The following is a 24932-nucleotide window of genomic DNA, read 5'->3' as shown; positions in this document are numbered from 1 at the left end:
AGGGATTTTCCCTTGGGTTTTTTATTTGCATTTATATAATGAACGAGATCATATTTTTTGTTTTGACGAGTTTCTTCTATAGTATATAAAATCAATAAAACAAAACCCAGAAACTGTAAAACGAATTCTGTTAGATGAAAACTTGAAATTCTTTAAAGTGCCATGTATAATAGCAAAAGTAGAGAAAAGCAGATGCAAACAAAAAGATGCTTGCATCTAGACGAATAACATTGTATAATAAACAATGTTGGTCTTTGACTGCGATGAAGTGGAAGGTTGCTGACACACCCGGCCGCTTTGCCATGGCATGGTGTGGGGAAATTTCCATGGAGAAGGTCTATTTTAGAAATAGGCGAACGAAGGAGGGAAAATAATGGCAAAAGAAAAAATTCGTATCCGTTTAAAAGCTTATGATCACCGTATTCTTGATCAATCAGCTGAGAAAATTGTAGAAACAGCTAAGCGTTCTGGGGCAACAGTTTCTGGTCCGATCCCATTACCAACTGAGAAGACTATTTACACAATTCTTCGTGCTGTTCATAAGTACAAAGATTCTCGTGAGCAATTCGAAATGCGCACACACAAACGTTTAATCGATATTGTGAGTCCTACTCCACAAACAGTAGATTCATTAATGCGTTTAGACTTACCATCTGGTGTAGATATCGAAATCAAACTATAATTTATATAACTTAAAAATGTAGGAGGTGTAACTCATGACCAAAGGAATCTTAGGAAGAAAGATCGGTATGACTCAAGTATTTGCTGAGAACGGTGAGTTAATCCCAGTAACGGTAATCGCTGCTAATCCAAACGTTGTTCTTCAAAAGAAAACAACTGAAACTGATGGCTACAACGCAATCCAGTTAGGATTCGAAGATAAACGTGAAAAGTTAACTAACAAACCTGAACAAGGCCACACTGCTAAAGCATCTACAACTCCTAAGCGCTTCATTCGCGAAATCCGCGATGCAGACGTGGACGGATTAGAGGTTGGTCAAGAGGTAAAAGTTGAAGTTTTCGCTGCAGGTGAAATCGTTGACGTAACAGGAATTTCTAAAGGTAAAGGTTTCCAAGGTGTTATCAAACGCCACGGACAATCTCGCGGACCTATGTCTCATGGTTCTCGCTATCACCGTCGTCCAGGTTCAATGGGGCCAGTTGCTCCGAACCGTGTATTCAAAGGTAAAAAACTTGCTGGACGTATGGGTGGAGACCAAGTTACTATCCAAAACTTAGAAATCGTTCAAGTTGACACTGAGCGCAACTTATTACTAGTAAAAGGTAACGTTCCAGGTGCTAAGAAATCTCTTGTAGTTGTTCAAGGCGCTGTGAAGGTTAGCAAATAATTCACAATAGGAAGGAGGAATTCCAATGCCAAAAGTTACTGTATATAACCAAACTGGTTCACAGGTTGGTGAAATCGAATTAGCTGAAGCTATTTTCGGTATCGAACCAAATGAAGCTGTACTTTTCGAAGCTGTAATGATGCAACGTGCATCTTTACGTCAAGGTACACACAAAGTAAAAACTCGCTCTGAAGTTCGCGGTGGTGGTCGTAAACCATGGCGTCAAAAAGGAACTGGACGTGCTCGTCAAGGTTCTATCCGCTCTCCTCAATGGCGTGGTGGTGGTACGGTATTCGGACCTACACCAAGAAGCTATGCGTACAAACTTCCTAAGAAAGTTCGTCGTTTAGCAATCAAATCTGCATTAGCTACTAAAGTAGTTGAGAACAACATTGTAGTTCTTGAAGACCTAGTGTTAAATGCACCAAAAACAAAAGACATGGTAACAGTACTTAAAGGATTAACTGTTGAGAAGAAAGCTCTTATCGTAACTGCTGATGCAAACGAATCTGTAGAGTTATCTGCTCGCAATATCCCTGGAGTAACAGTAATCACTGCTGATGGCGTAAACGTGCTAGATGTGCTTCATCATGATAAGTTAATCATGACAAAAGCGGCAGTGGCAAAAGTAGAGGAGGTGCTTGCATAATGAGAGATCCTCGTGATATCATTAAGCGCCCAGTTATCACTGAACGTTCTATGGAAATGATGGCTGAAAAAAAATATACGTTCGACGTGGACGTTAAATCTAATAAAACAGAAGTTAAAGACGCTATTGAAGCGATCTTTGGTGTTAATGTAGACAAAGTAAACATCATGAACTACAAGCCGAAAGCAAAACGTGTTGGTCGTCACGCTGGTTTTACTAGCCGTCGTCGTAAAGCAATCGTTAAGCTAACTGCTGACAGCAAAGAAATCGAAATCTTCCAAGGCGTTTAATTCTTACTAAAGAAGGAGGGAAATTGAGATGGGAATTAAAAAGTATAATCCAACTACTAACGGTCGTCGTAACATGACTACGAATGATTTCGCTGAAATCACGACTGACAGACCAGAAAAGTCTTTACTTGCTCCTTTAAGCAAAAAGGCTGGTCGTAATAACCAAGGTAAAATTACTGTACGTCATCAAGGTGGCGGACATAAGCGTCAATACCGTATCATCGACTTTAAGCGTAACAAAGATGGAATTCCAGGACGCGTTGCTACGATCGAATACGATCCAAACCGCTCTGCGAATATCGCATTAATTAACTACGTTGACGGTGAAAAACGTTACATTCTTGCTCCTAAATCTTTAGAAGTAGGTATGGAAGTTATGTCTGGCCCAGAAGCTGACATCAAAATCGGTAACGCATTACCATTAATCAACATTCCAGTAGGTACTGTTGTTCATAACATCGAGCTTAAGCCTGGTCGTGGCGGACAATTAGTTCGTTCTGCTGGTACATCAGCTCAAGTACTTGGTAAAGAAGGTAAATACGTACTTGTACGTTTAACTTCTGGTGAAGTACGTCTTGTATTATCTGCTTGTCGCGCTTCAATCGGTCAAGTTGGTAACGAACAACACGAACTTATCAAAATCGGTAAAGCAGGTCGCTCTCGCTGGTTAGGTAAGCGCCCAACAGTTCGTGGTTCTGTAATGAACCCGGTTGATCACCCACACGGTGGTGGTGAAGGACGCTCTCCAATCGGACGTAAGTCTCCAATGTCTCCATGGGGTAAACCAACTCTTGGATTCAAGACTCGTAAGAAAAACAAAGCGTCTGATAAATTTATCGTTCGTCGTCGTAAAAAATAATGGGATTGTAGTACGGTTCATTTCAAGAACCGTACGCCAATCACGAAGGGAGGCACCAAAATGGCTCGTAGCTTAAAAAAAGGACCATTTGTCGATGATCACTTAATGAGCAAAATGGAAAAATTAGTTGCATCTGAGCAAAAACAAGTTGTTAAAACTTGGTCTCGCCGTTCAACTATCTTCCCTCAGTTCATCGGACACACAATCGCTGTATATGATGGTCGTAAACACGTACCTGTGTACATCACTGAGGATATGGTTGGCCATAAGTTAGGTGAATTCGCACCAACTCGTACGTATAAAGGTCACCTTGCTGACGATAAGAAAACTAGAAGATAATGAGAGGAGGCACTTCAATGCAAGCTAAAGCAGTAGCGAGAACAGTTCGTATTGCTCCTCGTAAAGTTCGTTTAGTAGTAGACTTAATCCGAGGTAAGCAAGTGGGTGAAGCGATTGCTATCCTTAACCACACACCAAAAACTGCTTCTCCAGTTGTAGAAAAAGTTTTAAAATCTGCAATCGCAAATGCAGAGCACAATTATGAGATGGATATTAACAACCTAGTTGTTGAAAAAGTCTTCGTTGACGAAGGTCCAACGTTGAAACGTTTCCGTCCACGTGCAATGGGTCGTGCAAGCCAAATTAACAAACGCACAAGCCACATCACAGTTGTGGTATCAGAAAAGAAGGAGGGATAATCGATGGGTCAGAAGGTTAATCCAATTGGTCTTCGTGTCGGTGTTATCCGTGACTGGGAATCTCGTTGGTTCGCTGAGAAAGATTACGCTACATTATTACATGAAGACATCAAAATCCGTGAGTACATTACTGTACGCTTAAAAGATTCTGCTGTTGCTAAAGTAGAAATCGAACGTGCAGCAAATCGTGTAAATGTTACAATTCACACTGCAAAACCTGGTATGGTAATTGGTAAAGGTGGTACTGAAGTTGAAGCACTTCGTAAAGCTCTTAACCAATTAACAGGCAAGCGTGTACACATCAATATTTTAGAAGTTAAGAGAGCTGATCTTAACGCTAAATTAGTAGGCGAAAACATCGCTCGTCAATTAGAAAACCGTGTATCATTCCGTCGTGCACAAAAGCAAGTTATTCAACGTGCTATGCGTGCAGGTGCTAAAGGTATTAAAACACAGGTTTCTGGTCGTCTTGGCGGAGCTGATATCGCTCGTGCAGAATCTTACAGTGAAGGAACTGTTCCACTTCATACACTTCGCGCTGATATTGACTATGCAGCAGTTGAAGCTGATACAACATACGGTAAATTAGGCGTAAAAGTATGGATCTACCGTGGAGAAGTCCTTCCTACAAAAAAGAAAGCTTCTGAGGAAGGAGGAAAATAATATGTTAATGCCAAAACGCGTAAAATATCGTAGAGAGCATCGTGGTAAAATGCGTGGTCGTGCAAAAGGTGGAACTGAAATTGCTTTCGGTGAATTCGGTTTACAAGCACAAGCTGCTTCATGGATTACAAACCGTCAAATCGAAGCTGCTCGTCGTGCAATGACTCGTTACATGAAACGTGGCGGTAAAGTATGGATTAAAATTTTCCCTTCTAAGCCTTACACTGCAAAACCTCTAGAAGTACGTATGGGTTCCGGTAAAGGGGCACCAGAAGGCTGGGTAGCAGTAGTAAAACCTGGGAAAATTATGTTCGAAATCGCGGGTGTATCTGAAGAGGTAGCACGCGAAGCATTACGTCTTGCAGCTCACAAGTTACCTGTGAAATGTAAATTCGTAAAACGTGAAGAAAATGGTGGTGAATCTAATGAAAACTAATGATATTCGTGAATTAACCACTGCCGAAATCGAAACAAAAGTTAAAGCTTTAAAGGAAGAGTTGTTTAATCTTCGCTTCCAACTTGCTACAGGACAATTAGAGAATCCAACTCGCATTCGTGAAGTGCGTAAAGCGATTGCTCGTATGAAAACTGTAGTTCGTGAAAGAGAGATCGGAATTAATCGATAAATTGAGGGGAGGTTTGCATAGTGAGCGAACGTAACCAACGCAAAGTTTATACTGGTCGTGTAGTGTCTGACAAAATGGACAAAACGATTACAGTTTTAGTTGAAACTTACAAAACTCATTCCTTGTACGGAAAACGTGTTAAGTATTCTAAGAAGTACAAAGCCCATGATGAGCAAAACCAAGCGAAACTTGGCGATATCGTTAAAATCATGGAAACTCGCCCGCTTTCTGCTACTAAGCGTTTCCGTTTAGTTGAAATCGTTGAAGAAGCGGTTATTATCTAAATAGACGAATCGGAATTTTTAGTCCGAAGGGAGGTTTCATAACATGATCCAACAAGAATCTCGTTTGAAAGTTGCTGACAACTCTGGTGCACGTGAACTTTTAACAATTAAAGTATTAGGCGGCTCTGGTCGTAAATATGCTAACATTGGTGATATTATCGTTGCTACGGTAAAACAAGCAACACCAGGTGGCGTTGTTAAAAAAGGTGACGTTGTTAAAGCAGTAGTAGTACGTACGAAGAGCGGAGCTCGTCGTCCGGACGGTTCTTATATCAAATTTGATGAAAACGCAGCGGTTATCATCAAAGACGATAAGAGCCCACGTGGTACTCGTATCTTCGGACCAGTAGCTCGTGAATTACGTGATAGCAACTTCATGAAGATCGTTTCTTTAGCTCCAGAAGTTCTATAATTTAAGGTATTGCCTTGCTAAGGAGGTGCAGAATTAAGATGCATGTAAAAAAAGGTGATAAAGTACAGGTAATCACTGGTAAAGACAAAGGAAAACAAGGCGTTATCCTTGTGGCTTTCCCAAAGCAAAACCGTGTTATCGTTGAGGGTGTTAACATCGTTAAAAAACACTCTAAGCCATCTCAATTAAATCCACAAGGTGGAATTATTACTAAAGAAGCACCTATTCACGTTTCTAACGTTATGATTTTAGATCCGAAAACAGGTGAACCTACTCGTGTAGGCTTCAAAGTAGAAGATGGTAAAAAAGTTCGTATTGCAAAAAAATCTGGTGAATTATTAGATAAATAATTTTCTTAAGAAAGGAGGTCACTTCATTGAATCGCCTTAAAGAGAAGTTCCAAAAGGAAATTACTCCTGCTCTAATGAGCAAGTTTAACTATAAATCTGTGATGGAAGTACCGAAAATCGAAAAGATCGTAATCAACACTGGTGTTGGTGACGCGGTATCTAACTCAAAAGCTTTAGACAATGCAGTAGAAGAATTAACGCAAATCGCAGGTCAAAAACCTGTTGTAACTCGTGCTAAGAAATCAATCGCTGGTTTCCGTCTTCGTGAAGGTATGCCAATCGGTGCGAAAGTAACTTTACGTGGCGAGCAAATGTATGAGTTCTTCGACAAATTAGTATCGGTTTCTTTACCACGTGTACGTGATTTCCGTGGTGTTTCTAAGAAATCATTCGATGGTCGTGGGAACTACACATTAGGTGTTAAAGAGCAACTTATTTTCCCTGAGATTGATTATGATAAAGTAAGCAAAGTCCGCGGTATGGACATCGTAATCGTTACTACAGCGAAAACTGATGAAGAAGCTCGTGAACTTTTAACACAATTCGGTATGCCATTCCAAAAATAATGGAAACCAACGCTAAGTAGAGGAGGCGAAAACGTGGCTAAAAAATCTATGATAGCGAAACAAAAGCGTACTCCTAAGTTTAAAGTACAAGAGTATACACGTTGCGAACGCTGCGGTCGTCCGCATTCTGTATACCGCAAATTTAAGCTTTGCCGTATTTGTTTCCGTGAACTTGCATATAAAGGTCAAATTCCTGGTGTTAAAAAAGCTAGTTGGTAAAACCCACAAATGGGAAGGAGGTAAAACACATGGTGATGACAGATCCAATTGCAGACATGCTTACTCGCATCCGTAATGCGAACATGGTACGTCATGAGAAATTAGAGGTTCCTGCTTCTAAAATCAAAAAAGAGATCGCTGAACTTTTAAAACGTGAAGGTTTCATTCGTGATGTAGAATACATCGAGGATAACAAACAAGGTATCCTTCGTATTTTCCTGAAATATGGTGCAAACAATGAACGTGTAATCACTGGATTAAAACGTATCAGTAAACCTGGCTTACGCGTTTACGCTAAAGCTGATGAAGTACCACGTGTACTTAACGGATTAGGTATCGCTCTTGTTTCTACATCTAAGGGAGTAATGACAGACAAAGACGCTCGTCAATTACAAACTGGTGGAGAAGTAGTAGCATACGTTTGGTAATATATATTTAAAACGAACGGAGGTGTGACCACATGTCTCGTATTGGTAAAAAGATTCTTGAAATCCCTGCAGGTGTTACTATTACAATTGCAGAAGACAATACTGTAACAGTAAAAGGCCCTAAAGGTGAATTAACTCGTACATTCAATGCTGATATGTCTATCAAAATTGAAGAAAATACACTAACAGTTGAGCGTCCATCTGAACAGAAGGAACACCGTGCATTACACGGTACAACTCGTGCTTTAATCGGAAACATGGTTGAAGGTGTAACTACAGGTTTCGCACGCGGACTTGAATTAGTCGGTGTTGGTTACCGTGCTCAAAAACAAGGAGATAAACTTGTATTAAGCGTAGGTTATTCTCATCCAGTAGAAATGACTCCGGAAGCAGGTCTTGAAGTTGAAGTACCTGCACCAACTAAAATCGTAATTAAAGGTATCGACAAGCAACGTGTTGGCGAATTTGCTGCTAACATCCGTGCTGTACGTGCTCCTGAGCCATATAAAGGTAAAGGTATTCGTTACGAAGGCGAAGTTGTTCGTCGTAAAGAAGGTAAAACTGCTAAGTAAACCCGTTAGGTGAGAGAAAGGAGTGACAAGAATGATCACTAAAGCTGATAAAAATGCGACTCGTAAGAAAAGACATGCACGTGTACGTGCTAAACTTACTGGTACTGCAGAACGTCCACGTTTAAACGTGTTCCGTTCTAACCAACATATTTACGCTCAAGTTATTGATGATGTGAATGGTGTAACGTTAGTAAGTGCATCTACTCTTGATAAAGACCTTGCTCTTAACGGTACTAGCAATACTGAAGCTGCTACGAAAGTTGGAGAATCAGTTGCTAAGCGTGCTGTAGAGAAAGGCGTTAAAGAAGTAGTATTCGATCGCGGTGGTTACTTATACCATGGCCGTGTTAAAGCTCTAGCTGAAGCTGCTCGTGAGGCTGGATTACAATTTTAATGGTCAAAGGAGGGAAAATTGATGCATCGCATTGACCCAAGTAAATTAGAACTTGAAGAACGTGTAGTTACGATAAATCGTGTCGCGAAAGTTGTTAAGGGTGGTCGTCGTTTCCGCTTTGCTGCACTAGTTGTAGTTGGCGATAAAAACGGTCATGTTGGATTCGGTACTGGTAAAGCACAAGAGGTACCAGACGCAATTCGCAAAGCTATCGAAGACGCTAAGAAAAACTTAATCGCTGTACCATTAGTTGGTACAACAATTCCACACACAATCAACGGTCATTTTGGAGCTGGTGAAGTATTCTTAAAACCTGCTGCTGAGGGTACTGGTGTTATCGCTGGTGGACCTGTTCGTGCGGTTCTTGAATTAGCTGGTGTACAAGATATTCTTTCGAAATCTCTTGGTTCTAACACACCTATCAACATGATTCGCGCTACTGTGAACGGATTAAGCGAACTTAAGCGCGCTGAAGATGTTGCAAAATTACGCGGTAAATCTGTAGAAGAGCTACTAGGTTAAGGAGGGAAAACAAATGGCGAAAAAGTTAGAAATTACCCTCACTCGTAGTGTAATTGGTCGTCCACAAGATCAACGTGCGACGGTAGAAGCTTTAGGTCTTAAAAAGTTGAATTCAACTGTAGTTAAGGAAGAAACTCCTGCTATTCTTGGTATGATCAACAAAGTTTCTCACCTTGTAACTGTAAAAGAAGCTTAAGGATAACTCATTAATATAAGGAGGTGCCTGGGAATGAAACTTCATGAATTAAAACCTGCAGAAGGTTCTCGTAAAGTACGTAACCGTGTCGGTCGTGGTATCGGTTCTGGTAACGGTAAAACTGCTGGTAAAGGTCATAAAGGACAAAACGCACGTTCTGGCGGCGGTGTTCGTCTTGGCTTCGAAGGTGGTCAAACTCCATTATTCCGTCGTTTACCAAAACGCGGCTTCACAAACATTAACCGTAAAGAGTTTACTATTGTAAACTTATCAACGTTAAATCGTTTTGAAGATGGTACAGAAGTAACACCTGAATTATTGCTGGAAACTGGCGTTATCAGCAAGTTAAACGACGGTGTTAAAATTCTTGCAAGCGGAGCAGTAGAGAAAAAATTAACTGTTAAAGCGCACAAGTTCTCTTCAAGTGCTAAAGAAGCAATTGAAGCAGCTGGCGGATCAGTTGAGGTGATCTAATGTTTCGTACAATCTCCAACTTTATGCGCGTTGCTGAGATAAGACGTAAAATATTATTCACTTTAGCGATGTTAATCGTATTCAGGATTGGCACGTTTATCCCAGTGCCATTTACAAATGGAGACGTACTGAAAGCACAAGATCAATTAAATGCCTTAGGTATTCTAAATACATTTGGCGGTGGCGCCTTGAAAAACTTCTCCATCTTTGCGATGGGAATCATGCCGTATATTACAGCATCCATCATCGTGCAATTATTGCAGATGGATGTTGTTCCTAAATTTTCGGAATGGTCGAAGCAAGGTGAAATGGGCCGCCGTAAATTAACGCAATTCACGCGTTACTTTACAATTGTTCTTGCGTTTATTCAGGGGTTTGGTATGTCGATCGGTTTTAACGGTATGGTAGGTGGACAATTAATTTTGAATCCTGGTTGGAGCACTTATTTATACATTGCTACGGTACTGACTGCTGGTACTGCATTTTTAATGTGGTTAGGCGAACAGATTACTTCTAAAGGTGTAGGTAATGGTATTTCCATTCTTATCTTTGCTGGTATTGCCGCAGCGATCCCAAGTGTTATATCTCAAGTGTATCAGCAACAGTTTCAAAATATCGGAGATCAATTGTTCATGAGTATCGTTAAAGTTGTATTGATTTTACTAGCTGTGCTAGCAGTTATTGTGGGTGTTATTTTCATCCAACAGGCTGTTAGAAAGATCCCAATTCAATATGCGAAGCGTGTAACAGGAGCGAATGGGAATCATGCTGGAGCACAAAACACACATTTACCGCTTAAGGTAAATAGTGCGGGTGTTATTCCAGTCATTTTTGCTGTTTCATTCTTAATTACACCTCCAACTATTGCACAGTTCTTCCCGGATCATGATGTATCGCAGTGGATTATTGCAAACTTTAACTATTCTCACCCTGTGGGAATGATCATATATGTTGCGCTCATTGTAGCCTTCACATATTTCTATGCATTTGTTCAGGTTAATCCAGAGCAAATGTCAGAGAATCTAAATAAGCAAGGTGGATATGTTCCGGGTATTCGTCCGGGTAAGAATACAGAACAATATCTAACCAAAATTTTGTATCGTTTGACCTTTGTAGGATCAATTTTCCTAGCAGCGATTGCAATCTTACCAGTTATCTTTACGAAATTGGGAAATCTTCCTCCATCTGCACAGATTGGCGGAACGAGTATGTTAATCGTTGTCGGCGTTGCTTTAGAAACAATGAAGCAGCTAGAAAGCCAATTAGTAAAACGCCATTACAAAGGGTTTATCAAGCAGTGAGTAAGTGGGAAGAATTGTCTTCCCTACATGCTCATGTACTGAGGGGGAACAAGGATGAACTTAATTTTAATGGGGCTTCCTGGTGCTGGTAAAGGTACACAAGCCGAACAGATTGTTGCCAAGTATAACATCCCTCACATTTCAACAGGAGATATGTTCCGTGCAGCTATGAAGGCTGAAACTGAAATGGGCTTACAAGCAAAATCTTTTATTGATAAAGGTGCTCTTGTACCAGATGAAGTGACAATCGGAATCGTTCGTGAACGTTTAAGTCAAGAAGACTGCGTAAGAGGCTTCTTACTAGACGGTTTCCCACGAACTGTTGCACAAGCATCAGCTCTTGAAGAGATTATGAAAGATCTTGGCAAAAAAATCGACTATGTTTTAAACATTAATGTGGATTCAGGGTTGTTATTAAAACGCCTTACAGGCCGTCGCATTTGTAAAGAGTGCGGTGCGACTTACCACTTAGAATTCAATCCGCCAGCAAAAGCTGACGTGTGCGATAAATGTGGTGGCGAATTATATCAACGCTCTGATGACAATGAAGAAACTGTAGCAAATCGTTTAGATGTAAATATTAAGCAAACAAAACCTTTGCTTGATTTCTATGAGGAGCTTGGTTACTTACAAAGCATTAATGGTGAGCAAGATATCAATAAAGTATTTGCTGATATCGATGTTCTCATCGGAGGCTTAGCGTAATGATCATCTGCAAAACTCCTCGCGAGATAGAAATCATGCGAGAAGCGGGCAGGATCGTTGCTTTAACTCATCAAGAGTTGAAACAGCATATTACTCCAGGAATTACAACGAAAGAGCTCGATCAAATAGCGGAAAAGACGATTCGAAAATATGGTGCTACGCCATCTTTTAAAGGATACAACGGATTTCCGGGGAGCATATGTGCTTCTGTAAATGAAGAGCTTGTACACGGAATTCCAGGGAAGCGAAAGCTCCAAGAGGGCGATATCATCAGTATCGATATTGGTGCGAAATACAATGGGTACCATGGAGATTCTGCATGGACGTATCCAGTTGGAAACATTTCTGAATCTGTTCAAAAGCTACTTGATGTCACAGAAAAATCGTTGTATCTTGGTCTAGAACAAGTAAAACCAGGCGAAAGATTATCAAATATCTCACATGCGGTTCAAACCCATGCTGAAGAGAATGGATTCTCGATCGTTAGGGAGTATGTTGGTCACGGAATCGGGCAAGACTTACATGAGGACCCTCAAATCCCGCACTATGGTCCACCAAATAGAGGCCCTAGATTAAAGCCGGGAATGGTCATCTGTGTTGAGCCGATGGTGAATCAAGGAAGACGATATGTAAAAACACTATCTGATGACTGGACAGTGGTAACGGTAGATGGTAAATGGTGTGCCCATTTTGAGCACACGATTGCTCTTACAGAAGCAGGATACGAAATCCTTACCACTTTATAAGTAGCTGGCTCTCCGGGATTTCAGAGCAGTGTAAAATGTTACTGATTTGAAGAAGGGAGAACTATTGAATGGCTAAAGATGATGTAATTGAAGTCGAAGGTACCGTTCTTGAAACGTTGCCAAATGCTATGTTCAAAGTAGAATTAGAGAATGGGCATGTCGTATTGGCTCACGTTTCTGGTAAAATCCGTATGAACTTCATTCGTATTTTACCAGGAGACAAAGTTACGGTAGAATTATCTCCGTACGATTTAAATCGTGGTCGTATTACGTACCGTTTTAAATAATATAGCACTCCGTAATCTTTAAGGAGGTTCGAGACATGAAAGTAAGACCGTCAGTTAAACCAATCTGCGAAAAATGTAAAGTTATTCGTAGACGTGGAAAAGTAATGGTTATTTGTGAAAACCCTAAACATAAACAAAAACAAGGTTAATCAGAAGGAGGTGCATTCAGAATGGCACGTATCGCAGGTGTAGATATTCCTCGAGACAAACGCGTTGTTATTTCTTTAACTTACGTATTCGGCATTGGTCGCACAACTGCTGAAAAAATTCTTACTGAAGCTGGTATTTCTTCAGAAACACGAGTTCGTGATTTAACGGAAGACGAACTAGGACGTATCCGTGATGTTATCGATCGTATTAAAGTTGAGGGAGACCTTCGTCGTGAAGTATCTCTTAACATTAAACGTCTAATGGAGATCGGTTCTTACCGTGGTCTTCGTCACCGTCGTGGTTTACCAGTTCGTGGTCAAAATTCTAAAAACAATGCTCGTACACGTAAAGGTCCACGTCGTACAGTAGCAAATAAAAAGAAATAATAAGTAAAGGAGGTTGAACTAACAATGGCACGTAAAACAAACACTCGTAAAAAACGTGTGAAAAAGAATATTGAAGCTGGTATAGCTCATATTCGTTCTACTTTCAACAACACAATCGTAACACTTACAGATACTCACGGTAACGCACTTTCTTGGTCTAGTGCTGGTGCACTTGGTTTCCGTGGATCTCGTAAATCTACTCCATTCGCTGCGCAAATGGCTGCTGAAGCTGCTGCTAAAGTTGCAATGGAACACGGTTTAAAAACTTTAGAGGTTACTGTTAAAGGTCCTGGTGCTGGTCGTGAAGCTGCAATTCGTGCTCTTCAAGCTGCAGGTCTAGAAGTAACAGCAATTAGAGATGTTACTCCAGTTCCTCATAATGGATGTCGTCCACCAAAACGTCGTCGTGTGTAATTTTTCTGTATAGAATTTTCCCTTTTGTCTATAATGGATATGATGCATTATCGAGAAATTTCGTACAGAAACATCGCTTGTTGTGCACAATCGGGAACTGCCTAAGGGGGACTTTCGGTTAGACAGGGGTTATACCTTTGTTTAACCGGGGTTTCGACGTTTTGAAGGAGGGTTTAGTTAATGATTGAAATCGAAAAGCCGAAAATCGAAACGGTTGAACTTAACGAAGATGCTAAATATGGCAAATTCGTAATTGAACCGCTTGAGCGTGGATATGGTACTACTTTGGGTAACTCCTTACGTCGTATTCTTTTATCCTCACTCCCTGGTGCCGCTGTTACTGCTATCCAAATCGATGGCGTATTACATGAATTTTCAACAGTTGAGGGCGTAGTAGAAGACGTTACGACGATCATCTTAAACTTGAAAAAGTTAGCTCTTAAAATCTACTCTGAAGAAGAGAAGACGTTGGAAATTGATGTACAGGGCGAAGGTATTGTCACAGCTGCTGATATTACTCACGATAGTGATGTTGAAATCTTAAATCCAGATTTACACATTGCAACGTTAGCAAAGGATGCGCATTTCCGCGTGCGTTTAACTGCAAAGCGTGGCCGTGGGTATACGCCAGCTGATGCAAATAAAAGCGAAGATCAACCAATAGGAGTAATTCCTATTGATTCTATTTATACTCCAGTATCACGTGTGACTTACCAAGTGGAAAAGACACGTGTCGGACAAGTGGCTAATTATGATAAGCTTACGCTTGATGTATGGACGGATGGAAGCATCGGGCCAAAAGAAGCTATCTCTTTAGGTGCCAAAATCTTAACTGAGCATTTAAATATCTTTGTTGGTTTAACTGATGAAGCACAAAATGCTGAGATTATGGTCGAGAAGGAAGAAGATCAAAAAGAGAAAGTTCTTGAGATGACTATCGAAGAACTAGATCTTTCTGTTCGTTCTTATAATTGCTTAAAACGTGCAGGAATTAATACTGTACAAGAGCTTGCGAACAAAACAGAAGAAGATATGATGAAAGTTCGTAACTTAGGACGTAAATCCTTAGAAGAAGTTAAACATAAACTTGAGGAATTAGGTTTAGGTTTACGTAAAGACGACTGAGGATTTAAACCCATCAACAAAGGAGGGAACTACGAATGGCATACAGAAAATTAGGCCGTACAAGTGCGCAACGTAAAGCTATGTTACGTGACTTAGCTACTGATTTAATTATCAACGAGCGCATCCAAACGACAGAAACTCGTGCAAAAGAACTTCGTTCTGTAGTGGAAAAAATGATCACTTTAGGTAAACGCGGAGATCTTCATGCTCGTCGTCAAGCAGCAGCTTTCATTCGCAATGAAGTTGCAAACGCTGAGACTGGTCAAGATGCACTTCAAAAATTATTCGCTGATGTAGCTCCACGCTATGCTGAGCGCCAAGGCGGATACACTCGTATTGCAAAAATTGGTCCACGTCGCGGAGACGCAGCACCAATGGTAATTATCGAGTTAGTATAATGATAATTAAAGGGGCAGGACAGTTCTTTTCAAGTAACTGGTCATGGCCCTTTTTTTTTAAATATAAAAATTAGGCTAACTTGGCGAAGGAAAGGGTGCCTTGTATTGAAAAAAGAGAAACTTCGGACAGAAAATATATCATTTCAATATCCTGGGGCAGCCTCTTATGCATTAAAGGATGTTTCATTTTCCTTATATGAAGGAGAATGGGTATCTGTTATCGGACAAAACGGTTCAGGAAAGTCTACACTTGCAAAATTATTGAATGGTTTGTTTTTACCAGAATCAGGAACTATTACAGTAAATGACACGATAGTTTTATCAGAGGAAACGGTATGGGATGTTCGAAAACAAATTGGAATGGTATTTCAAAATCCAGATAATCAATTTGTTGGAACAACAGTGCAAGATGACGTTGTATTTGGCTTAGAGAATGTTGGGATGCCAAGAGAACAGATGATAGAAAGATTGGAACAGGCCCTGCGACTTGTCCGTATGGAAGAATTTCTTAACGATGAACCTCATTCGCTATCTGGTGGGCAAAAGCAGCGAGTCGCAATAGCAGGCGTTTTAGCGCTTCAGCCATCTATTTTAATACTAGATGAAGCAACGTCAATGCTAGACCCTCAAGGGAGACGTGAAGTAGTAGAAACGGTTAGACAACTTGTTAATCAAAAAGGTATTACCGTGTTATCAATTACGCACGATTTAGAAGAAGCGGCACAATCAGACCGTGTTATTATTTTAAACAAGGGAGAAATATTAGAGGAAGGAACCCCAGAACAAATGTTTAAGTCCTCTCATATGCTCCAAGAAATTGGATTAGATGTACCATTTTCAGTGAAAATAGCAGAATTATTAAAAAGAAATGAAATTCTCTTGCAAAATACGCATCTTACAATGGAAAGCTTGGTGAACGAACTTTGGAGATTACATTCCAAAAAGTAGAACATCGTTATCAATATAAAACTCCATTTGAAAGGCGTGCACTTTATGATATAGACGTGTCGTTTCCAAGTGGGGGCTATTATGCCATTATCGGTCATACTGGTTCAGGTAAGTCGACGATGATTCAACATTTAAATGGTTTATTGCAGCCGACAAATGGTACAGTTCAAATTGGTGAACATTTCATTTCGGCAGGAAAGAAAGAAAAGAAGCTAAAGCCACTACGTAAAAAAGTAGGGGTTGTCTTTCAATTCCCAGAACATCAGTTGTTTGAAGAGACTGTGGAGAAAGATATTTGTTTCGGTCCTACGAATTTTGGGGTATCTGTAGAGGAAGCGAAGCAAAAGGCAAGAGAGGCAATTGAACTTGTAGGATTAGAGCCAGAACTATTAACACGTTCTCCGTTCGAGTTAAGTGGTGGACAAATGAGGCGTGTTGCGATAGCGGGTGTACTGGCGATGGAACCCGAAGTGCTTGTATTAGATGAACCTACAGCAGGACTAGATCCCAAAGGACAGAATGAACTTATGGAGATGTTTTATAAGCTACATAAGGAGAAAGGTCTTACAGTTATCCTTGTAACGCATAATATGGAGGATGCTGCTAAGTATGCAGAGCAGATTGTAGTCATGCATAAAGGAACGGTCTTTTTGCAAGGAAGTGCAGAGGAAGTATTTTCACATGCTGATGAATTGGAAGAAATCGGTGTGGATCTTCCTATGTCTTTAAAGTATAAACGTGCAATTGAAGAGAAGTTTGGTATTTCAATTCCAAAGGCTACCTTATCTTTAGAGGATCTTACTCATGAAGTTGTGCAGGTGTTACGAAAAGGTGGTCATGAATCATGCAGCAGTTGATTATTGGGAGATATATCCCAGGGAATTCACTTATTCATCAACTTGATCCACGTACGAAGCTGCTGATTGTCTTTTTATATGTATTTGTTGTTTTCTTGGCAAATAATGCGATTTCATATGGATTTTTATTTTTATATGCACTCATTGCTTTATTTTTTGCAAAAGTGCCGATTCGTTATGTACTTTCGGGCTTAAAACCAATTTTATGGATTTTTCTTTTTACATTTTTCCTGCATATTTTTACAAATAAAGAAGGGGATGTACTATTCCAACTTGGTTGGTTTTCTATACATGAAAAAGGATTAGAGCAAGGAATATATATTTCTATACGCTTCTTCGTTATTATTCTAATGACGACATTATTAACGTTAACGACGACACCTATTGAAATTACAGATGGTTTGGAGACGTTATTAAAGCCGTTGAAGCGCATAAAAGTTCCCGTTCATGAAATCGCATTAATGATGTCAATTTCACTTCGTTTTATCCCGACATTAATGGATGAAACGAGTAAAATTATGAAGGCACAAGCGTCACGTGGTATTGATTTTGCCGGAGGGCCGATAAAAGATAGGATGAAAGCTATTATCTCACTACTCGTTCCGCTATTTATTAGTGCTTTTAAGCGTGCAGAAGACTTAGCAATTGCGATGGAAGCCCGTGGATATCAAAGTGGCGAAGGACGTACTAAATTTAGGCAACTACGCTGGAAAACAGGCGATACAGTAACAATTATAAGCTTACTTTGTTTAGCTTGTATTTTGGCATGGGTGCGATCGTAATGGAGAATAGAGAAATGGATAGAATAAAATGTACGGTTGCATATGATGGCATGCATTTTTGCGGTTATCAAATTCAGCCGCAGCATCGTACTGTTCAACAAGAGATAGAGAAAGCATTGCAGAAATTGCATAAAGGCGAACTTGTTCGTGTTCAGGCATCGGGCAGAACGGATTCTACCGTTCATGCCAAAGGACAAGTAATACACTTTGATACCCCTTTGTCTCTTGAAGAGTGGCAATGGAGTAACGCTTTAAACACAATGTTGCCGGATGATATTGTTATCAGACAGGTAGAGAAAAAAACAGAAGAATTTCATGCCCGTTACGGTGTTGAGAGAAAAGAATATCGTTATCGTGTATTATTATCAAAAACTGCGGATGTATTCCGTAGAAATTACGTATATCAATATCCATATCCACTCGAAATAAACTCTATAAGAAAAGCGATTCCTTATTTTATTGGAACGCATGATTTTACTTCTTTTTGTTCGGCAAAAACTGACAAAAAAGATAAAGTGCGAACAATTTATGAAATCGAGTTAATTGAGCAAGATGATGAATTAATTTTTCGTTTTGTAGGTAATGGATTTTTATATAATATGGTCAGGATTATTGTTGGAACGCTACTTAGCGTAGGGCAAGGAAAGCTTGATCCAGATAGCATTCCAGAGATTTTAGCGAAACAAAATCGTCAGTTTGCTGGAAAGATGGCTCCAGGTCATGGACTTTACTTATGGCAGGTAAACTATAACAACTAATCCTGGTGTAACATTTGCTTGACATTAGAAACTCAAAAGTATATCATAACATATGGTATTGTTTCTAAAACCACGATTAGCCCCGGAAGGAAATCGTGTTTAAGATAAACAATAGATTTTTTCTATGGAAAAGATAACGAGGAGGGAAACACATGCGTACGACTTTTATGGCAAAAGCTAACGAAGTTGAGCGTAAATGGTATGTGGTTGACGCTGAAGGTCAAACTTTAGGTCGCCTAGCTAGTGAAGTAGCATCCATTTTACGTGGTAAAAACAAACCTACATTTACACCACACGTTGACACGGGTGATCATGTAATTATTATTAACGCTGAGAAAATTCATTTAACAGGTAATAAATTAAACGATAAAATTTACTACCGTCACACTAACCACCCAGGTGGACTTAAGCAAAGAACAGCTCTAGAAATGCGTACAAACTACCCTGTACAAATGTTAGAGCTTGCAATTAAAGGGATGCTTCCAAAAGGACGTTTAGGACGTCAAGTATCTAAGAAATTAAACGTGTATGCTGGAGCAGAGCATCCACACCAAGCACAAAAACCAGAAGTTTACGAACTTCGCGGATAATCAATTAAAGGAGGGCTTACTTTGGCACAGGTTCAATACTATGGCACTGGACGTCGTAAGAGTTCAGTAGCGCGCGTACGCCTAGTTCCAGGCGAAGGACGCGTTATCATTAACGGTCGTGATTTTGAAAACTATATCCCATTTGCTGCATTACGTGAAGTAGTGAAACAACCTCTAGTTGCAACAGAAACTTTAGGTAACTACGATGTACTTGTAAACGTAAATGGTGGTGGATACACTGGTCAAGCTGGTGCTATTCGTCACGGTATTTCTCGCGCTTTATTAAAAGCTGATCCAGAATACCGTCTAACACTAAAACGTGCAGGTCTATTAACTCGTGACGCACGTATGAAAGAGCGTAAAAAATACGGTCTTAAAGGCGCACGTCGTGCACCTCAGTTCTCAAAACGTTAATTTTTGCGAACTACAAACCCCAACCATTTTGGTTGGGGTTTTTTTATGTTTCATTCCTCTTTTGTAATTTTTGTAGTTTGGAATATTTTAGTGCTACTGCCTCGCGTATGCTTCTTCTTTAGAAGTTTAGACTAATACGTATTAGGGAGGTTTATAAGTACTATGAATGTCATTGTCAGCTTACAAGAAAAACAAAAAGAAAAGCAGTTGAAATATGAACGGAAGATGCTGCGAGAATTATCATTAAAAACATTGCGTTCAAATATTCGTGATGCTTTTCAAATGCAAGAGCTTCATCGTCAGTATGAAGATTACTGTATTGAACTAGGAATAGAATCTTATTTATTAGGAGCGAGATACAGTAAATTTGGTTATTATGGTGAATCATTTTTTGATGTGAAATATAGAGCTTTAGAAGAAGAGCAACAATTAACTGAAACGCTATTTCAATTTTTAACGAGTATGACTATACGAGAAATTAAATTAAAAGATGAGGAATTACTTTTTGAATCTTGCCAGCAGTTTATCGGCTTATGGTGGCAGGAAGGATATGAAAAAGGTGAAAGAAGATATCGATTAAAGCTTCATTAAGACAAGCATAAACTTTCCTCTTGTCCCATATAAGTAATTAGAGGGACTAGCTGGAGGAGGAAAGGTATGAAGAGAATTCGAATTATCTCTTTTGCGCTCGCTGCGGTTGTTTTGTTTTTTTTAGTTAAACAAGAATTTCAAATTACAAAATCGTGGCGTGCTTGGAATTTGCCCTTATCAGGGAAAGTGATTGTACTCGATGCGGGACATGGTGGGCCAGACGGAGGGGCTGTTGGTGGAAAGGATATTATCGAAAAAGATATTACGCTTGAGATTACGAAAAAAGTACAAGATTATTTACAAGAACAAGGTGCGCTAGTTATTTTAACACGTGAGGGAGATTATGACTTAGCTAACAAAGATACAAAGTCGTATAGTAGACGTAAAGCGGAGGATTTAAGAAGGCGTGTGGAGATTATTAATAAACCAGATGTCGACTTCTTTGCGAGTATTCATTTAAACGCTTTAACTAGTAGTGGATCTAAAGGGGCACAAACGTTCTACTACCGTTCTTTAATTGAAAATGAACGCGCTGCAAAATTTATACAAGCTGAACTGAGAACGAGTTTAGAGAATACGGATCGTTCTGCTAAAACGATTTCTCATGTATATTTATTAAAGTATGCGAAAACACCAGGTGCTTTAATTGAAGCAGGGTTTTTATCGAATGTGAATGAAAGATATATGTTAAATTCGGAGAAATATCAGCAAAAAGTAGCAGCTGCTATATATCGTGGTATATTACGCTATTTCACTGAAAAAGGAAATCCTCCAGATTAAGGAGGATTTTTTGAGTTTCTCTCATTAACGAAGTTTTCGGAAAATATGTTATACTAGAAATGTAAACGCATTTATTTAAAGAATAAAAAGAGAAGCTTAAATAACATTATGTTATTTTTCATACAGGGGGCTGGGCTAATTATGGTAACGAAAGAGCAAGTAGTGGAAGCGTTAGAAGGGGTTGTAGATCCGTTTTTACATAAAACGTTAAAAGAAACAAATGCGATTAAAGAGGTAACAGTCAAGCCGGAGAAGGAACATGTGAGTGTTAAAATTGCCATTGTAAAAATGGGTACAGCGGAGCAAATGCAATTGCAAGCTGGAATCGTAAAGTTAGTAAAAGAACTTGGGGCGGCAACGGTTGGACTTCGTTTTGCAGAATTTACGGAAGAGGAATTAGCCCAGTTTGCGCCACCGCAAGAAGAGAAGAGCGAATCTTTATTATCACCAAATTCAAAAACGACATTTTTAGCAGTGGCGAGTGGAAAAGGTGGGGTAGGAAAATCAACAGTTTCTGTTAACCTTGCAATTGCTTTAGCTCGTCTAGGAAAAAAGGTTGGTATTATTGATGCGGATATTTACGGTTTTAGCGTACCGGATATGATGGGGATAGAAAAACGTCCTATTGTAAGAGGCGATAAGATAATCCCAGTGGAGCGACTAGGTGTAAAGGTAATCTCGATGGGATTCTTTGTAGAAGATAATGCACCAGTTATTTGGAGAGGGCCAATGCTTGGGAAGATGTTAAATCACTTCTTCACAGAAGTAGAATGGGGCGATTTAGATTATTTAGTATTAGATTTACCTCCAGGTACAGGTGATGTTGCGCTAGACTTACATTCAATGTTACCGGCTTGTAAGGAGATTATTGTAACGACGCCTCATCCAACAGCGGCGTTCGTAGCAGCGCGTGCTGGAGCGATGGCTTTACGTACTGAACATAGTATCCTTGGTGTTGTTGAAAACATGGCGTATTTTGAAAGTAAAGTAACTGGTGAGAAAGAGTATGTATTTGGGAGAGGTGGAGGAGATAAATTAGCTGCCGAACTACAAACGAATGTACTTGGCCGAATCCCACTTCAACAACCCGATTGGAATAAAGAGGACTTTGCGCCGTCAGTATATGAAGATACACATACAACGGGTCTTATTTATCGTATGATAGCTGAGACAGTAATTGATAAAACAGCAGTTACACAAAAGTAAAGTAATAATGAGTGGACGATACATATATTGTCCACTCATTATTATAGTTAGTATTTTTACTGTTGTTCCTTGTTCCCGTCTTGGGAACCACCTTCACCGCCGGCTTCTTTCTTATCAGACCCGCCTTTTTCAGCTTTTTGTACACCTTTACTAATAATGTCAATCATCTTAGCTTGGAAGAGTGGGCTTTCAGCGGTTTCTGTTAGTACTTGTTGTAAATATTGACGGTATTCTTTGCTTTTCATTGTTTGTAGCATCATTTTTTCTACTTCAGGATTCTTCATAATTTCTATAACACCTGATTGGTATTCAGGATCTTTTAGGAGAGTTTTCATTAAGTTTGTCTGTTCTTTCCCCATACTTTTTGCAAATTTAGATGAGAACTCAGGGTCTTTAAAGAGCTTTTCCCAGAATTGTTGCCCTTTGTCGGATACCATTGCATCTTCAATCGTTTTCTTTACTACCGTTTCATCTAGTATGAGTGCTTGTTTCATTTTTTCGTCTGTTAATACATCTTGAATGGCTTTCTTTCCTTGGTCGGTTTTTAAAATATCAATAATCATTTTCTTTGTTTGATCGTAATCTAGTTCGGATTTAGCTTCTTTTTCTTGTGCACATGCTACAAGTGCGATAAATAGAAAAGAAGAAATCAAAACGAGTAGCATCCGTTTCATAAATTGGAACTCCTTTCAACACAGTTCTCTTTTTTAATATAAATATCTTTAAGGAATTTATACATGAACATGGCTAGCTTTTTGAAATTGTCATTGATACAATTTAATTAGAAATATACGAATAATGGGGGATGTGTTTTGAATAGCCGCAAATGGGTACGACTATTTTTAACGACGTTGTTTCTTGGTGGGATTAGCACGGTCTTTATTGGATTTGTTTTAGAGTGGGACAAGTACGCTAAGTTTTTTCAAAATTTCGACGTCGGGGAGATTCTAGCGGTCTCTTTCTGGTTGATGGGTGTAGGATTTATTTTTAGTGTTATAAGTCAGATGGGGTTCTTTGCATATTTAACAATCCATCGTTTTGGATTAGGAATGTTTCGGTCACCTTCTTTATGGAATGTAGTACAGCTTTTCTTTATTGCATTTGTATTATTTGATTTTGTGTATTTAAGATCCGTACTTATTGCAAATGGAGAAGTTTCATTAGGGAATAACATATTTGTGGCTGGGATGTTATTTGTATTTGGAGCAATTGTTGCTTATATAAAAAGTAAAGAAACGAATAAAAAAGCATTTGTGCCCGCCCTGTTTTTTATGGTTGTTGTAACAATTCTTGAATGGGTACCAGCGCTTCGAATTAATGATACAGATTGGTTATATTTAATGGTTATACCACTTTTATTATGTAATGCATATCAGCTACTTGTATTACATCGTTTAATTGGAAAAACGAGTAAATCAGCTTAATTTAAGAGGATTCTCTTGGATTTTTACGTAGCGGTAGTTGTACTACTGCAAATATCGAGATAAAAAAAGCTCTATTACCTTAGTGAAAGGTAGTAGAGCTTTTTATGTGTGAGGGATGGTAGGGAACTTACTTTACATCTTCACTTTTTGTACTGGTGTTGGAGATGAGCTGTGATACGGATATTTGTTCATATCCGTCACTCTTTAATTTTTGCAGGAGCAGTGGTAAAGCTTTATTTGTTTGAAGGGCAGAGTCGGATGCATGTAATAAGACGATATCTCCACCTTTCAAATTATTAGAGACGGTGGAAACGATGTTATTTACACCGGGGTTTTTCCAATCGTTCGAATTGTTACTCCAATGAACAACTGTGTATCCGAGTGATTCTGCTATTTTAAGTGTTGCTTTGTTAAAGTCTCCACTAGGTGGACGTAATAGCTTGACTTGTTTCACACCGAGTTTTGTAAAAACATCTTGTGCACGTAAAAGATCTCTTCGTATTTCATTTGTTTCTAGAGAAGTGTAGGACGTGTAATTATAGCCCATACTACCGATTTCATGTCCATCTTTCAGGATGCGTTCAACAATATCAGGGTGTCTTTCTGCCCATGCAGCAGAAAGAAAGAAGGTTGCATTTTTAATGTCTCTTTCTTTAAGTGTATCAAGGATTGGAATAGCTTTTTTGTCTCCCCAACTAATATCAAACGTGAATGCAACTTGTTTTTTAGCTGTGTCTCCTTTGTAAATTACCTTAGGTCCTGTAGCGGTTGAAAAAGCAGACTCATGTGAATATGTTTTTAAAAAGAGAAGCCATGCCGTAAATAAGGAAAGTATCACTATTAAGCTAATGTGTTTAAAAGTTCTTTTACTCGTAATAAAAAAGAAAAACATAATATTACGCCCCTTTGTCCAATCCTTTTCAGTTACATATATGCTTAAAATATAAAAAAGAGAACAAGGGATTAACATCGTAAACGGTGGATATAATGAATGATAGGATTTTGATAAGTGAAAATGAGCGGAACGTTTATTGCTCTGTAAGGAATGATTGAGGTGATGATTTGCTGGGGCTTATGCTGACGAAAGAAGAGAGAAAAGAAATGGAATACATATTGAAGAGAGAGTTAGAAGAACTTTTATTTGATTTTGAAGATGAGCGTATTCATGCCGTTGTAAAAAAAGCGATGGAAGAAAGATATAAAATCATTTTTTGTTTGTTTCGGAGAATTGCTAGCGCAGAAGAATGTATTCGTTATGTAAGAAAAAGAAATTTTTATTAAAAAGTATTGACGTTAATAGTTAGTATATGATAAATTAATAACCGTCGCTGATGCAGAAACGCAGAAAACGACAAAAAAGAAATTGAAAAACTTAGTTGACATCGAAAAACGAAGATGTTAACATAAGGAAGTCGCAAATGAGCGACAAAGTAGTTCTTTGAAAACTGAACGAAACAAACAACGTGAAACGTCAATTTTTATTTTTAGATGCTAGACAAACTAACTTTATTGGAGAGTT

The 24932-nt window shown here is 39.1% G+C and carries 43 protein-coding genes; 41 read left to right on the top strand and 2 right to left on the bottom strand.

The features are described 5' to 3' along the window. Nucleotides 1-373: 373 nt before the first annotated feature. The 39 genes from rpsJ to MR065_RS20475 all read left to right on the top strand — a co-directional run bounded on the left by rpsJ (nucleotide 374) and on the right by MR065_RS20475 (nucleotide 21989). Entirely contained in the window at nucleotides 374-682 is a 309-nt protein-coding gene (gene rpsJ, locus MR065_RS20665) for a 30S ribosomal protein S10 (RefSeq protein WP_001040595.1), read from the top strand. Between the two features lie 34 nt (nucleotides 683-716). Continuing rightward, nucleotides 717-1349, top strand: coding sequence for a 50S ribosomal protein L3 (gene rplC / locus MR065_RS20660; RefSeq protein WP_000160209.1), 633 nt, complete (start codon nucleotides 717-719; stop codon nucleotides 1347-1349). A 25-nt stretch (nucleotides 1350-1374) separates the two neighbouring features. Continuing rightward, on the top strand, nucleotides 1375-1998 hold the full coding sequence (gene rplD, locus MR065_RS20655) for a 50S ribosomal protein L4 (protein ID WP_002115319.1): 624 nt from the start codon (nucleotides 1375-1377) through the stop codon (nucleotides 1996-1998). After that, nucleotides 1998-2288, top strand: a complete 291-nt coding sequence (gene rplW, locus MR065_RS20650; RefSeq protein WP_001205557.1) for a 50S ribosomal protein L23 — start codon at nucleotides 1998-2000, stop codon at nucleotides 2286-2288. Before rplD ends, rplW begins: the two co-directional genes overlap by 1 nt. Nucleotides 2289-2316: 28 nt before the next feature. Next, on the top strand, nucleotides 2317-3147 hold the full coding sequence (gene rplB, locus MR065_RS20645; RefSeq protein WP_000511583.1) for a 50S ribosomal protein L2: 831 nt from the start codon (nucleotides 2317-2319) through the stop codon (nucleotides 3145-3147). Between the two features lie 60 nt (nucleotides 3148-3207). Next, on the top strand, nucleotides 3208-3486 hold the full coding sequence (rpsS, locus tag MR065_RS20640) for a 30S ribosomal protein S19 (protein WP_000124454.1): 279 nt from the start codon (nucleotides 3208-3210) through the stop codon (nucleotides 3484-3486). Nucleotides 3487-3503: 17 nt separating this feature from the next. Further along, nucleotides 3504-3845 carry a 50S ribosomal protein L22 gene (rplV, locus tag MR065_RS20635; protein ID WP_001148024.1) on the top strand — a complete coding sequence of 114 codons (342 nt, stop codon included), beginning with the start codon at nucleotides 3504-3506 and terminating at the stop codon, nucleotides 3843-3845. Nucleotides 3846-3848: 3 nt separating this feature from the next. Then, a complete protein-coding gene (rpsC, locus tag MR065_RS20630; protein ID WP_000529958.1) occupies nucleotides 3849-4508 on the top strand; it encodes a 30S ribosomal protein S3 in 660 nt (219 codons plus the stop codon). 1 nt (nucleotide 4509) lies between these two features. Further along, nucleotides 4510-4944: a 50S ribosomal protein L16 gene (gene rplP, locus MR065_RS20625; protein WP_000928969.1), complete on the top strand. Its 435-nt coding sequence runs from the start codon at nucleotides 4510-4512 to the stop codon at nucleotides 4942-4944. Beyond that, nucleotides 4934-5134 carry a 50S ribosomal protein L29 gene (rpmC, locus tag MR065_RS20620; RefSeq protein ID WP_000855718.1) on the top strand — a complete coding sequence of 67 codons (201 nt, stop codon included), beginning with the start codon at nucleotides 4934-4936 and terminating at the stop codon, nucleotides 5132-5134. The genes rplP and rpmC overlap by 11 nt, the downstream gene beginning before the upstream one ends. Before the next feature lie 20 nt (nucleotides 5135-5154). Continuing rightward, nucleotides 5155-5418 (top strand): 30S ribosomal protein S17, encoded by a 264-nt coding sequence (rpsQ, locus tag MR065_RS20615; protein WP_000004106.1) that lies wholly within the window; start codon nucleotides 5155-5157, stop codon nucleotides 5416-5418. A 43-nt stretch (nucleotides 5419-5461) separates the two neighbouring features. Continuing rightward, on the top strand, nucleotides 5462-5830 hold the full coding sequence (gene rplN, locus MR065_RS20610; protein WP_000615912.1) for a 50S ribosomal protein L14: 369 nt from the start codon (nucleotides 5462-5464) through the stop codon (nucleotides 5828-5830). Between the two features lie 38 nt (nucleotides 5831-5868). Beyond that, the gene (rplX, locus tag MR065_RS20605) at nucleotides 5869-6180 is read left to right on the top strand and encodes a 50S ribosomal protein L24 (protein WP_000558200.1); all 312 of its coding nucleotides are present in this window, start codon (nucleotides 5869-5871) and stop codon (nucleotides 6178-6180) included. A 26-nt stretch (nucleotides 6181-6206) separates the two neighbouring features. Further along, complete coding sequence (rplE, locus tag MR065_RS20600; protein ID WP_098307110.1) at nucleotides 6207-6746, top strand: 50S ribosomal protein L5; 540 nt, start codon at nucleotides 6207-6209, stop codon at nucleotides 6744-6746. A gap of 33 nt (nucleotides 6747-6779) precedes the next feature. Beyond that, entirely contained in the window at nucleotides 6780-6965 is a 186-nt protein-coding gene (gene rpsN / locus MR065_RS20595) for a 30S ribosomal protein S14 (protein WP_001085700.1), read from the top strand. Between the two features lie 29 nt (nucleotides 6966-6994). Further along, nucleotides 6995-7393 (top strand): 30S ribosomal protein S8, encoded by a 399-nt coding sequence (rpsH, locus tag MR065_RS20590; protein ID WP_000245511.1) that lies wholly within the window; start codon nucleotides 6995-6997, stop codon nucleotides 7391-7393. A 32-nt stretch (nucleotides 7394-7425) separates the two neighbouring features. Beyond that, on the top strand, nucleotides 7426-7965 hold the full coding sequence (rplF, locus tag MR065_RS20585) for a 50S ribosomal protein L6 (protein ID WP_000086554.1): 540 nt from the start codon (nucleotides 7426-7428) through the stop codon (nucleotides 7963-7965). A gap of 31 nt (nucleotides 7966-7996) precedes the next feature. Next, on the top strand, nucleotides 7997-8359 hold the full coding sequence (gene rplR / locus MR065_RS20580) for a 50S ribosomal protein L18 (RefSeq protein ID WP_000628818.1): 363 nt from the start codon (nucleotides 7997-7999) through the stop codon (nucleotides 8357-8359). 21 nt (nucleotides 8360-8380) lie between these two features. Beyond that, nucleotides 8381-8881 (top strand): 30S ribosomal protein S5, encoded by a 501-nt coding sequence (gene rpsE, locus MR065_RS20575; protein WP_000554646.1) that lies wholly within the window; start codon nucleotides 8381-8383, stop codon nucleotides 8879-8881. A gap of 13 nt (nucleotides 8882-8894) precedes the next feature. Next, the gene (gene rpmD / locus MR065_RS20570) at nucleotides 8895-9077 is read left to right on the top strand and encodes a 50S ribosomal protein L30 (protein WP_001085234.1); all 183 of its coding nucleotides are present in this window, start codon (nucleotides 8895-8897) and stop codon (nucleotides 9075-9077) included. Between the two features lie 33 nt (nucleotides 9078-9110). After that, the gene (gene rplO / locus MR065_RS20565; RefSeq protein WP_000766083.1) at nucleotides 9111-9551 is read left to right on the top strand and encodes a 50S ribosomal protein L15; all 441 of its coding nucleotides are present in this window, start codon (nucleotides 9111-9113) and stop codon (nucleotides 9549-9551) included. Further along, nucleotides 9551-10852, top strand: coding sequence for a preprotein translocase subunit SecY (gene secY, locus MR065_RS20560; RefSeq protein WP_242214936.1), 1302 nt, complete (start codon nucleotides 9551-9553; stop codon nucleotides 10850-10852). The genes rplO and secY overlap by 1 nt, the downstream gene beginning before the upstream one ends. A 54-nt stretch (nucleotides 10853-10906) precedes the next feature. Beyond that, entirely contained in the window at nucleotides 10907-11557 is a 651-nt protein-coding gene (locus MR065_RS20555) for an adenylate kinase (protein ID WP_001048996.1), read from the top strand. Next, complete coding sequence (gene map / locus MR065_RS20550) at nucleotides 11557-12303, top strand: type I methionyl aminopeptidase (protein WP_048374299.1); 747 nt, start codon at nucleotides 11557-11559, stop codon at nucleotides 12301-12303. Before MR065_RS20555 ends, map begins: the two co-directional genes overlap by 1 nt. Before the next feature lie 68 nt (nucleotides 12304-12371). Then, nucleotides 12372-12590, top strand: a complete 219-nt coding sequence (gene infA / locus MR065_RS20545; RefSeq protein ID WP_001029884.1) for a translation initiation factor IF-1 — start codon at nucleotides 12372-12374, stop codon at nucleotides 12588-12590. 35 nt (nucleotides 12591-12625) lie between these two features. After that, a complete protein-coding gene (rpmJ, locus tag MR065_RS20540; protein WP_000868344.1) occupies nucleotides 12626-12739 on the top strand; it encodes a 50S ribosomal protein L36 in 114 nt (37 codons plus the stop codon). Between the two features lie 21 nt (nucleotides 12740-12760). Beyond that, nucleotides 12761-13126 carry a 30S ribosomal protein S13 gene (rpsM, locus tag MR065_RS20535; RefSeq protein WP_000090792.1) on the top strand — a complete coding sequence of 122 codons (366 nt, stop codon included), beginning with the start codon at nucleotides 12761-12763 and terminating at the stop codon, nucleotides 13124-13126. Between the two features lie 24 nt (nucleotides 13127-13150). After that, on the top strand, nucleotides 13151-13540 hold the full coding sequence (gene rpsK / locus MR065_RS20530; RefSeq protein ID WP_000101797.1) for a 30S ribosomal protein S11: 390 nt from the start codon (nucleotides 13151-13153) through the stop codon (nucleotides 13538-13540). A 180-nt stretch (nucleotides 13541-13720) separates the two neighbouring features. Then, entirely contained in the window at nucleotides 13721-14665 is a 945-nt protein-coding gene (locus MR065_RS20525) for a DNA-directed RNA polymerase subunit alpha (RefSeq protein ID WP_000569643.1), read from the top strand. Between the two features lie 35 nt (nucleotides 14666-14700). Then, complete coding sequence (rplQ, locus tag MR065_RS20520) at nucleotides 14701-15063, top strand: 50S ribosomal protein L17 (RefSeq protein ID WP_000331490.1); 363 nt, start codon at nucleotides 14701-14703, stop codon at nucleotides 15061-15063. 105 nt (nucleotides 15064-15168) lie between these two features. Then, nucleotides 15169-16011: an energy-coupling factor ABC transporter ATP-binding protein gene (locus tag MR065_RS20515; protein ID WP_242214935.1), complete on the top strand. Its 843-nt coding sequence runs from the start codon at nucleotides 15169-15171 to the stop codon at nucleotides 16009-16011. After that, nucleotides 15987-16868, top strand: coding sequence for an energy-coupling factor ABC transporter ATP-binding protein (locus tag MR065_RS20510; protein ID WP_242214934.1), 882 nt, complete (start codon nucleotides 15987-15989; stop codon nucleotides 16866-16868). The genes MR065_RS20515 and MR065_RS20510 overlap by 25 nt, the downstream gene beginning before the upstream one ends. Then, nucleotides 16856-17650, top strand: coding sequence for an energy-coupling factor transporter transmembrane component T family protein (locus MR065_RS20505; RefSeq protein WP_097904643.1), 795 nt, complete (start codon nucleotides 16856-16858; stop codon nucleotides 17648-17650). The genes MR065_RS20510 and MR065_RS20505 overlap by 13 nt, the downstream gene beginning before the upstream one ends. A gap of 14 nt (nucleotides 17651-17664) precedes the next feature. Next, the gene (truA, locus tag MR065_RS20500) at nucleotides 17665-18408 is read left to right on the top strand and encodes a tRNA pseudouridine(38-40) synthase TruA (protein WP_060633077.1); all 744 of its coding nucleotides are present in this window, start codon (nucleotides 17665-17667) and stop codon (nucleotides 18406-18408) included. A 152-nt stretch (nucleotides 18409-18560) separates the two neighbouring features. Then, nucleotides 18561-18998, top strand: coding sequence for a 50S ribosomal protein L13 (gene rplM, locus MR065_RS20495; RefSeq protein WP_001260793.1), 438 nt, complete (start codon nucleotides 18561-18563; stop codon nucleotides 18996-18998). A 21-nt stretch (nucleotides 18999-19019) separates the two neighbouring features. Beyond that, nucleotides 19020-19412, top strand: a complete 393-nt coding sequence (gene rpsI / locus MR065_RS20490) for a 30S ribosomal protein S9 (protein WP_000079986.1) — start codon at nucleotides 19020-19022, stop codon at nucleotides 19410-19412. A gap of 162 nt (nucleotides 19413-19574) precedes the next feature. Further along, nucleotides 19575-20003: a DUF2521 family protein gene (locus MR065_RS20485; protein ID WP_097904644.1), complete on the top strand. Its 429-nt coding sequence runs from the start codon at nucleotides 19575-19577 to the stop codon at nucleotides 20001-20003. Between the two features lie 66 nt (nucleotides 20004-20069). Further along, nucleotides 20070-20783 carry an N-acetylmuramoyl-L-alanine amidase CwlD gene (gene cwlD, locus MR065_RS20480; RefSeq protein WP_000822440.1) on the top strand — a complete coding sequence of 238 codons (714 nt, stop codon included), beginning with the start codon at nucleotides 20070-20072 and terminating at the stop codon, nucleotides 20781-20783. Nucleotides 20784-20924: 141 nt separating this feature from the next. Further along, nucleotides 20925-21989, top strand: coding sequence for an Mrp/NBP35 family ATP-binding protein (locus MR065_RS20475; protein WP_242214933.1), 1065 nt, complete (start codon nucleotides 20925-20927; stop codon nucleotides 21987-21989). A gap of 56 nt (nucleotides 21990-22045) precedes the next feature. Here MR065_RS20475 and gerD read toward each other — a convergent pair whose 3' ends face one another. After that, nucleotides 22046-22663 (bottom strand): spore germination protein GerD, encoded by a 618-nt coding sequence (gene gerD / locus MR065_RS20470; RefSeq protein ID WP_071711509.1) that lies wholly within the window; start codon nucleotides 22661-22663, stop codon nucleotides 22046-22048. A gap of 138 nt (nucleotides 22664-22801) precedes the next feature. Here gerD and kbaA point away from each other — a divergent pair, with 138 nt between their 5' ends. Beyond that, nucleotides 22802-23413 (top strand): KinB signaling pathway activation protein KbaA, encoded by a 612-nt coding sequence (kbaA, locus tag MR065_RS20465; protein WP_242214932.1) that lies wholly within the window; start codon nucleotides 22802-22804, stop codon nucleotides 23411-23413. A 127-nt stretch (nucleotides 23414-23540) separates the two neighbouring features. Here the strand turns inward: kbaA and pdaB are convergent, their stop codons facing one another. Further along, nucleotides 23541-24305, bottom strand: a complete 765-nt coding sequence (gene pdaB, locus MR065_RS20460; protein ID WP_242214931.1) for a polysaccharide deacetylase family sporulation protein PdaB — start codon at nucleotides 24303-24305, stop codon at nucleotides 23541-23543. Between the two features lie 170 nt (nucleotides 24306-24475). On the opposite strand from pdaB, the gene MR065_RS20455 reads away from it, so the two are divergent. Next, nucleotides 24476-24694, top strand: a complete 219-nt coding sequence (locus MR065_RS20455; RefSeq protein ID WP_242214929.1) for a hypothetical protein — start codon at nucleotides 24476-24478, stop codon at nucleotides 24692-24694. Nucleotides 24695-24932 lie beyond the last annotated feature (238 nt).

The sequence above is a fragment of the Bacillus cereus group sp. BfR-BA-01383 genome (assembly GCF_022663495.1).
GTDB classification, from domain to species: Bacteria; Bacillota; Bacilli; order Bacillales; family Bacillaceae_G; genus Bacillus_A; species Bacillus_A cereus_AU.
The sequence above is the reverse complement of the archived record's forward strand: the minus strand, read 5'-3'. Positions and strand labels throughout refer to the sequence as shown.

Bases quoted from the DNA above. Each gene is read 5' to 3' on its own strand.
- map (WP_048374299.1), top strand. From the start codon at position 11,557: ATGATCATCTGCAAAACTCCTCGCGAGATAGAAATCATGCGAGAAGCG.
- rpsH (WP_000245511.1), top strand. From the start codon at position 6,995: ATGGTGATGACAGATCCAATTGCAGACATGCTTACTCGCATCCGTAAT.
- MR065_RS20505 (WP_097904643.1), top strand. From the start codon at position 16,856: ATGCAGCAGTTGATTATTGGGAGATATATCCCAGGGAATTCACTTATT.
- rplF (WP_000086554.1), top strand. From the start codon at position 7,426: ATGTCTCGTATTGGTAAAAAGATTCTTGAAATCCCTGCAGGTGTTACT.
- rpsK (WP_000101797.1), top strand. From the start codon at position 13,151: ATGGCACGTAAAACAAACACTCGTAAAAAACGTGTGAAAAAGAATATT.
- rplM (WP_001260793.1), top strand. From the start codon at position 18,561: ATGCGTACGACTTTTATGGCAAAAGCTAACGAAGTTGAGCGTAAATGG.
- gerD (WP_071711509.1), bottom strand. From the start codon at position 22,663: ATGAAACGGATGCTACTCGTTTTGATTTCTTCTTTTCTATTTATCGCA.
- rpsJ (WP_001040595.1), top strand. From the start codon at position 374: ATGGCAAAAGAAAAAATTCGTATCCGTTTAAAAGCTTATGATCACCGT.
- truA (WP_060633077.1), top strand. From the start codon at position 17,665: ATGGATAGAATAAAATGTACGGTTGCATATGATGGCATGCATTTTTGC.
- rplO (WP_000766083.1), top strand. From the start codon at position 9,111: ATGAAACTTCATGAATTAAAACCTGCAGAAGGTTCTCGTAAAGTACGT.
- rplP (WP_000928969.1), top strand. From the start codon at position 4,510: ATGTTAATGCCAAAACGCGTAAAATATCGTAGAGAGCATCGTGGTAAA.
- rplV (WP_001148024.1), top strand. From the start codon at position 3,504: ATGCAAGCTAAAGCAGTAGCGAGAACAGTTCGTATTGCTCCTCGTAAA.
- rpsC (WP_000529958.1), top strand. From the start codon at position 3,849: ATGGGTCAGAAGGTTAATCCAATTGGTCTTCGTGTCGGTGTTATCCGT.
- rpsS (WP_000124454.1), top strand. From the start codon at position 3,208: ATGGCTCGTAGCTTAAAAAAAGGACCATTTGTCGATGATCACTTAATG.
- rpmC (WP_000855718.1), top strand. From the start codon at position 4,934: ATGAAAACTAATGATATTCGTGAATTAACCACTGCCGAAATCGAAACA.
- secY (WP_242214936.1), top strand. From the start codon at position 9,551: ATGTTTCGTACAATCTCCAACTTTATGCGCGTTGCTGAGATAAGACGT.
- rplN (WP_000615912.1), top strand. From the start codon at position 5,462: ATGATCCAACAAGAATCTCGTTTGAAAGTTGCTGACAACTCTGGTGCA.
- rplC (WP_000160209.1), top strand. From the start codon at position 717: ATGACCAAAGGAATCTTAGGAAGAAAGATCGGTATGACTCAAGTATTT.
- rpmJ (WP_000868344.1), top strand. From the start codon at position 12,626: ATGAAAGTAAGACCGTCAGTTAAACCAATCTGCGAAAAATGTAAAGTT.
- rplR (WP_000628818.1), top strand. From the start codon at position 7,997: ATGATCACTAAAGCTGATAAAAATGCGACTCGTAAGAAAAGACATGCA.
- rplX (WP_000558200.1), top strand. From the start codon at position 5,869: ATGCATGTAAAAAAAGGTGATAAAGTACAGGTAATCACTGGTAAAGAC.
- MR065_RS20485 (WP_097904644.1), top strand. From the start codon at position 19,575: ATGAATGTCATTGTCAGCTTACAAGAAAAACAAAAAGAAAAGCAGTTG.
- rpsM (WP_000090792.1), top strand. From the start codon at position 12,761: ATGGCACGTATCGCAGGTGTAGATATTCCTCGAGACAAACGCGTTGTT.
- MR065_RS20555 (WP_001048996.1), top strand. From the start codon at position 10,907: ATGAACTTAATTTTAATGGGGCTTCCTGGTGCTGGTAAAGGTACACAA.
- cwlD (WP_000822440.1), top strand. From the start codon at position 20,070: ATGAAGAGAATTCGAATTATCTCTTTTGCGCTCGCTGCGGTTGTTTTG.
- rpmD (WP_001085234.1), top strand. From the start codon at position 8,895: ATGGCGAAAAAGTTAGAAATTACCCTCACTCGTAGTGTAATTGGTCGT.
- MR065_RS20525 (WP_000569643.1), top strand. From the start codon at position 13,721: ATGATTGAAATCGAAAAGCCGAAAATCGAAACGGTTGAACTTAACGAA.
- rpsE (WP_000554646.1), top strand. From the start codon at position 8,381: ATGCATCGCATTGACCCAAGTAAATTAGAACTTGAAGAACGTGTAGTT.
- rplW (WP_001205557.1), top strand. From the start codon at position 1,998: ATGAGAGATCCTCGTGATATCATTAAGCGCCCAGTTATCACTGAACGT.
- rplB (WP_000511583.1), top strand. From the start codon at position 2,317: ATGGGAATTAAAAAGTATAATCCAACTACTAACGGTCGTCGTAACATG.
- infA (WP_001029884.1), top strand. From the start codon at position 12,372: ATGGCTAAAGATGATGTAATTGAAGTCGAAGGTACCGTTCTTGAAACG.
- MR065_RS20475 (WP_242214933.1), top strand. From the start codon at position 20,925: ATGGTAACGAAAGAGCAAGTAGTGGAAGCGTTAGAAGGGGTTGTAGAT.
- pdaB (WP_242214931.1), bottom strand. From the start codon at position 24,305: ATGTTTTTCTTTTTTATTACGAGTAAAAGAACTTTTAAACACATTAGC.
- rplD (WP_002115319.1), top strand. From the start codon at position 1,375: ATGCCAAAAGTTACTGTATATAACCAAACTGGTTCACAGGTTGGTGAA.
- rplQ (WP_000331490.1), top strand. From the start codon at position 14,701: ATGGCATACAGAAAATTAGGCCGTACAAGTGCGCAACGTAAAGCTATG.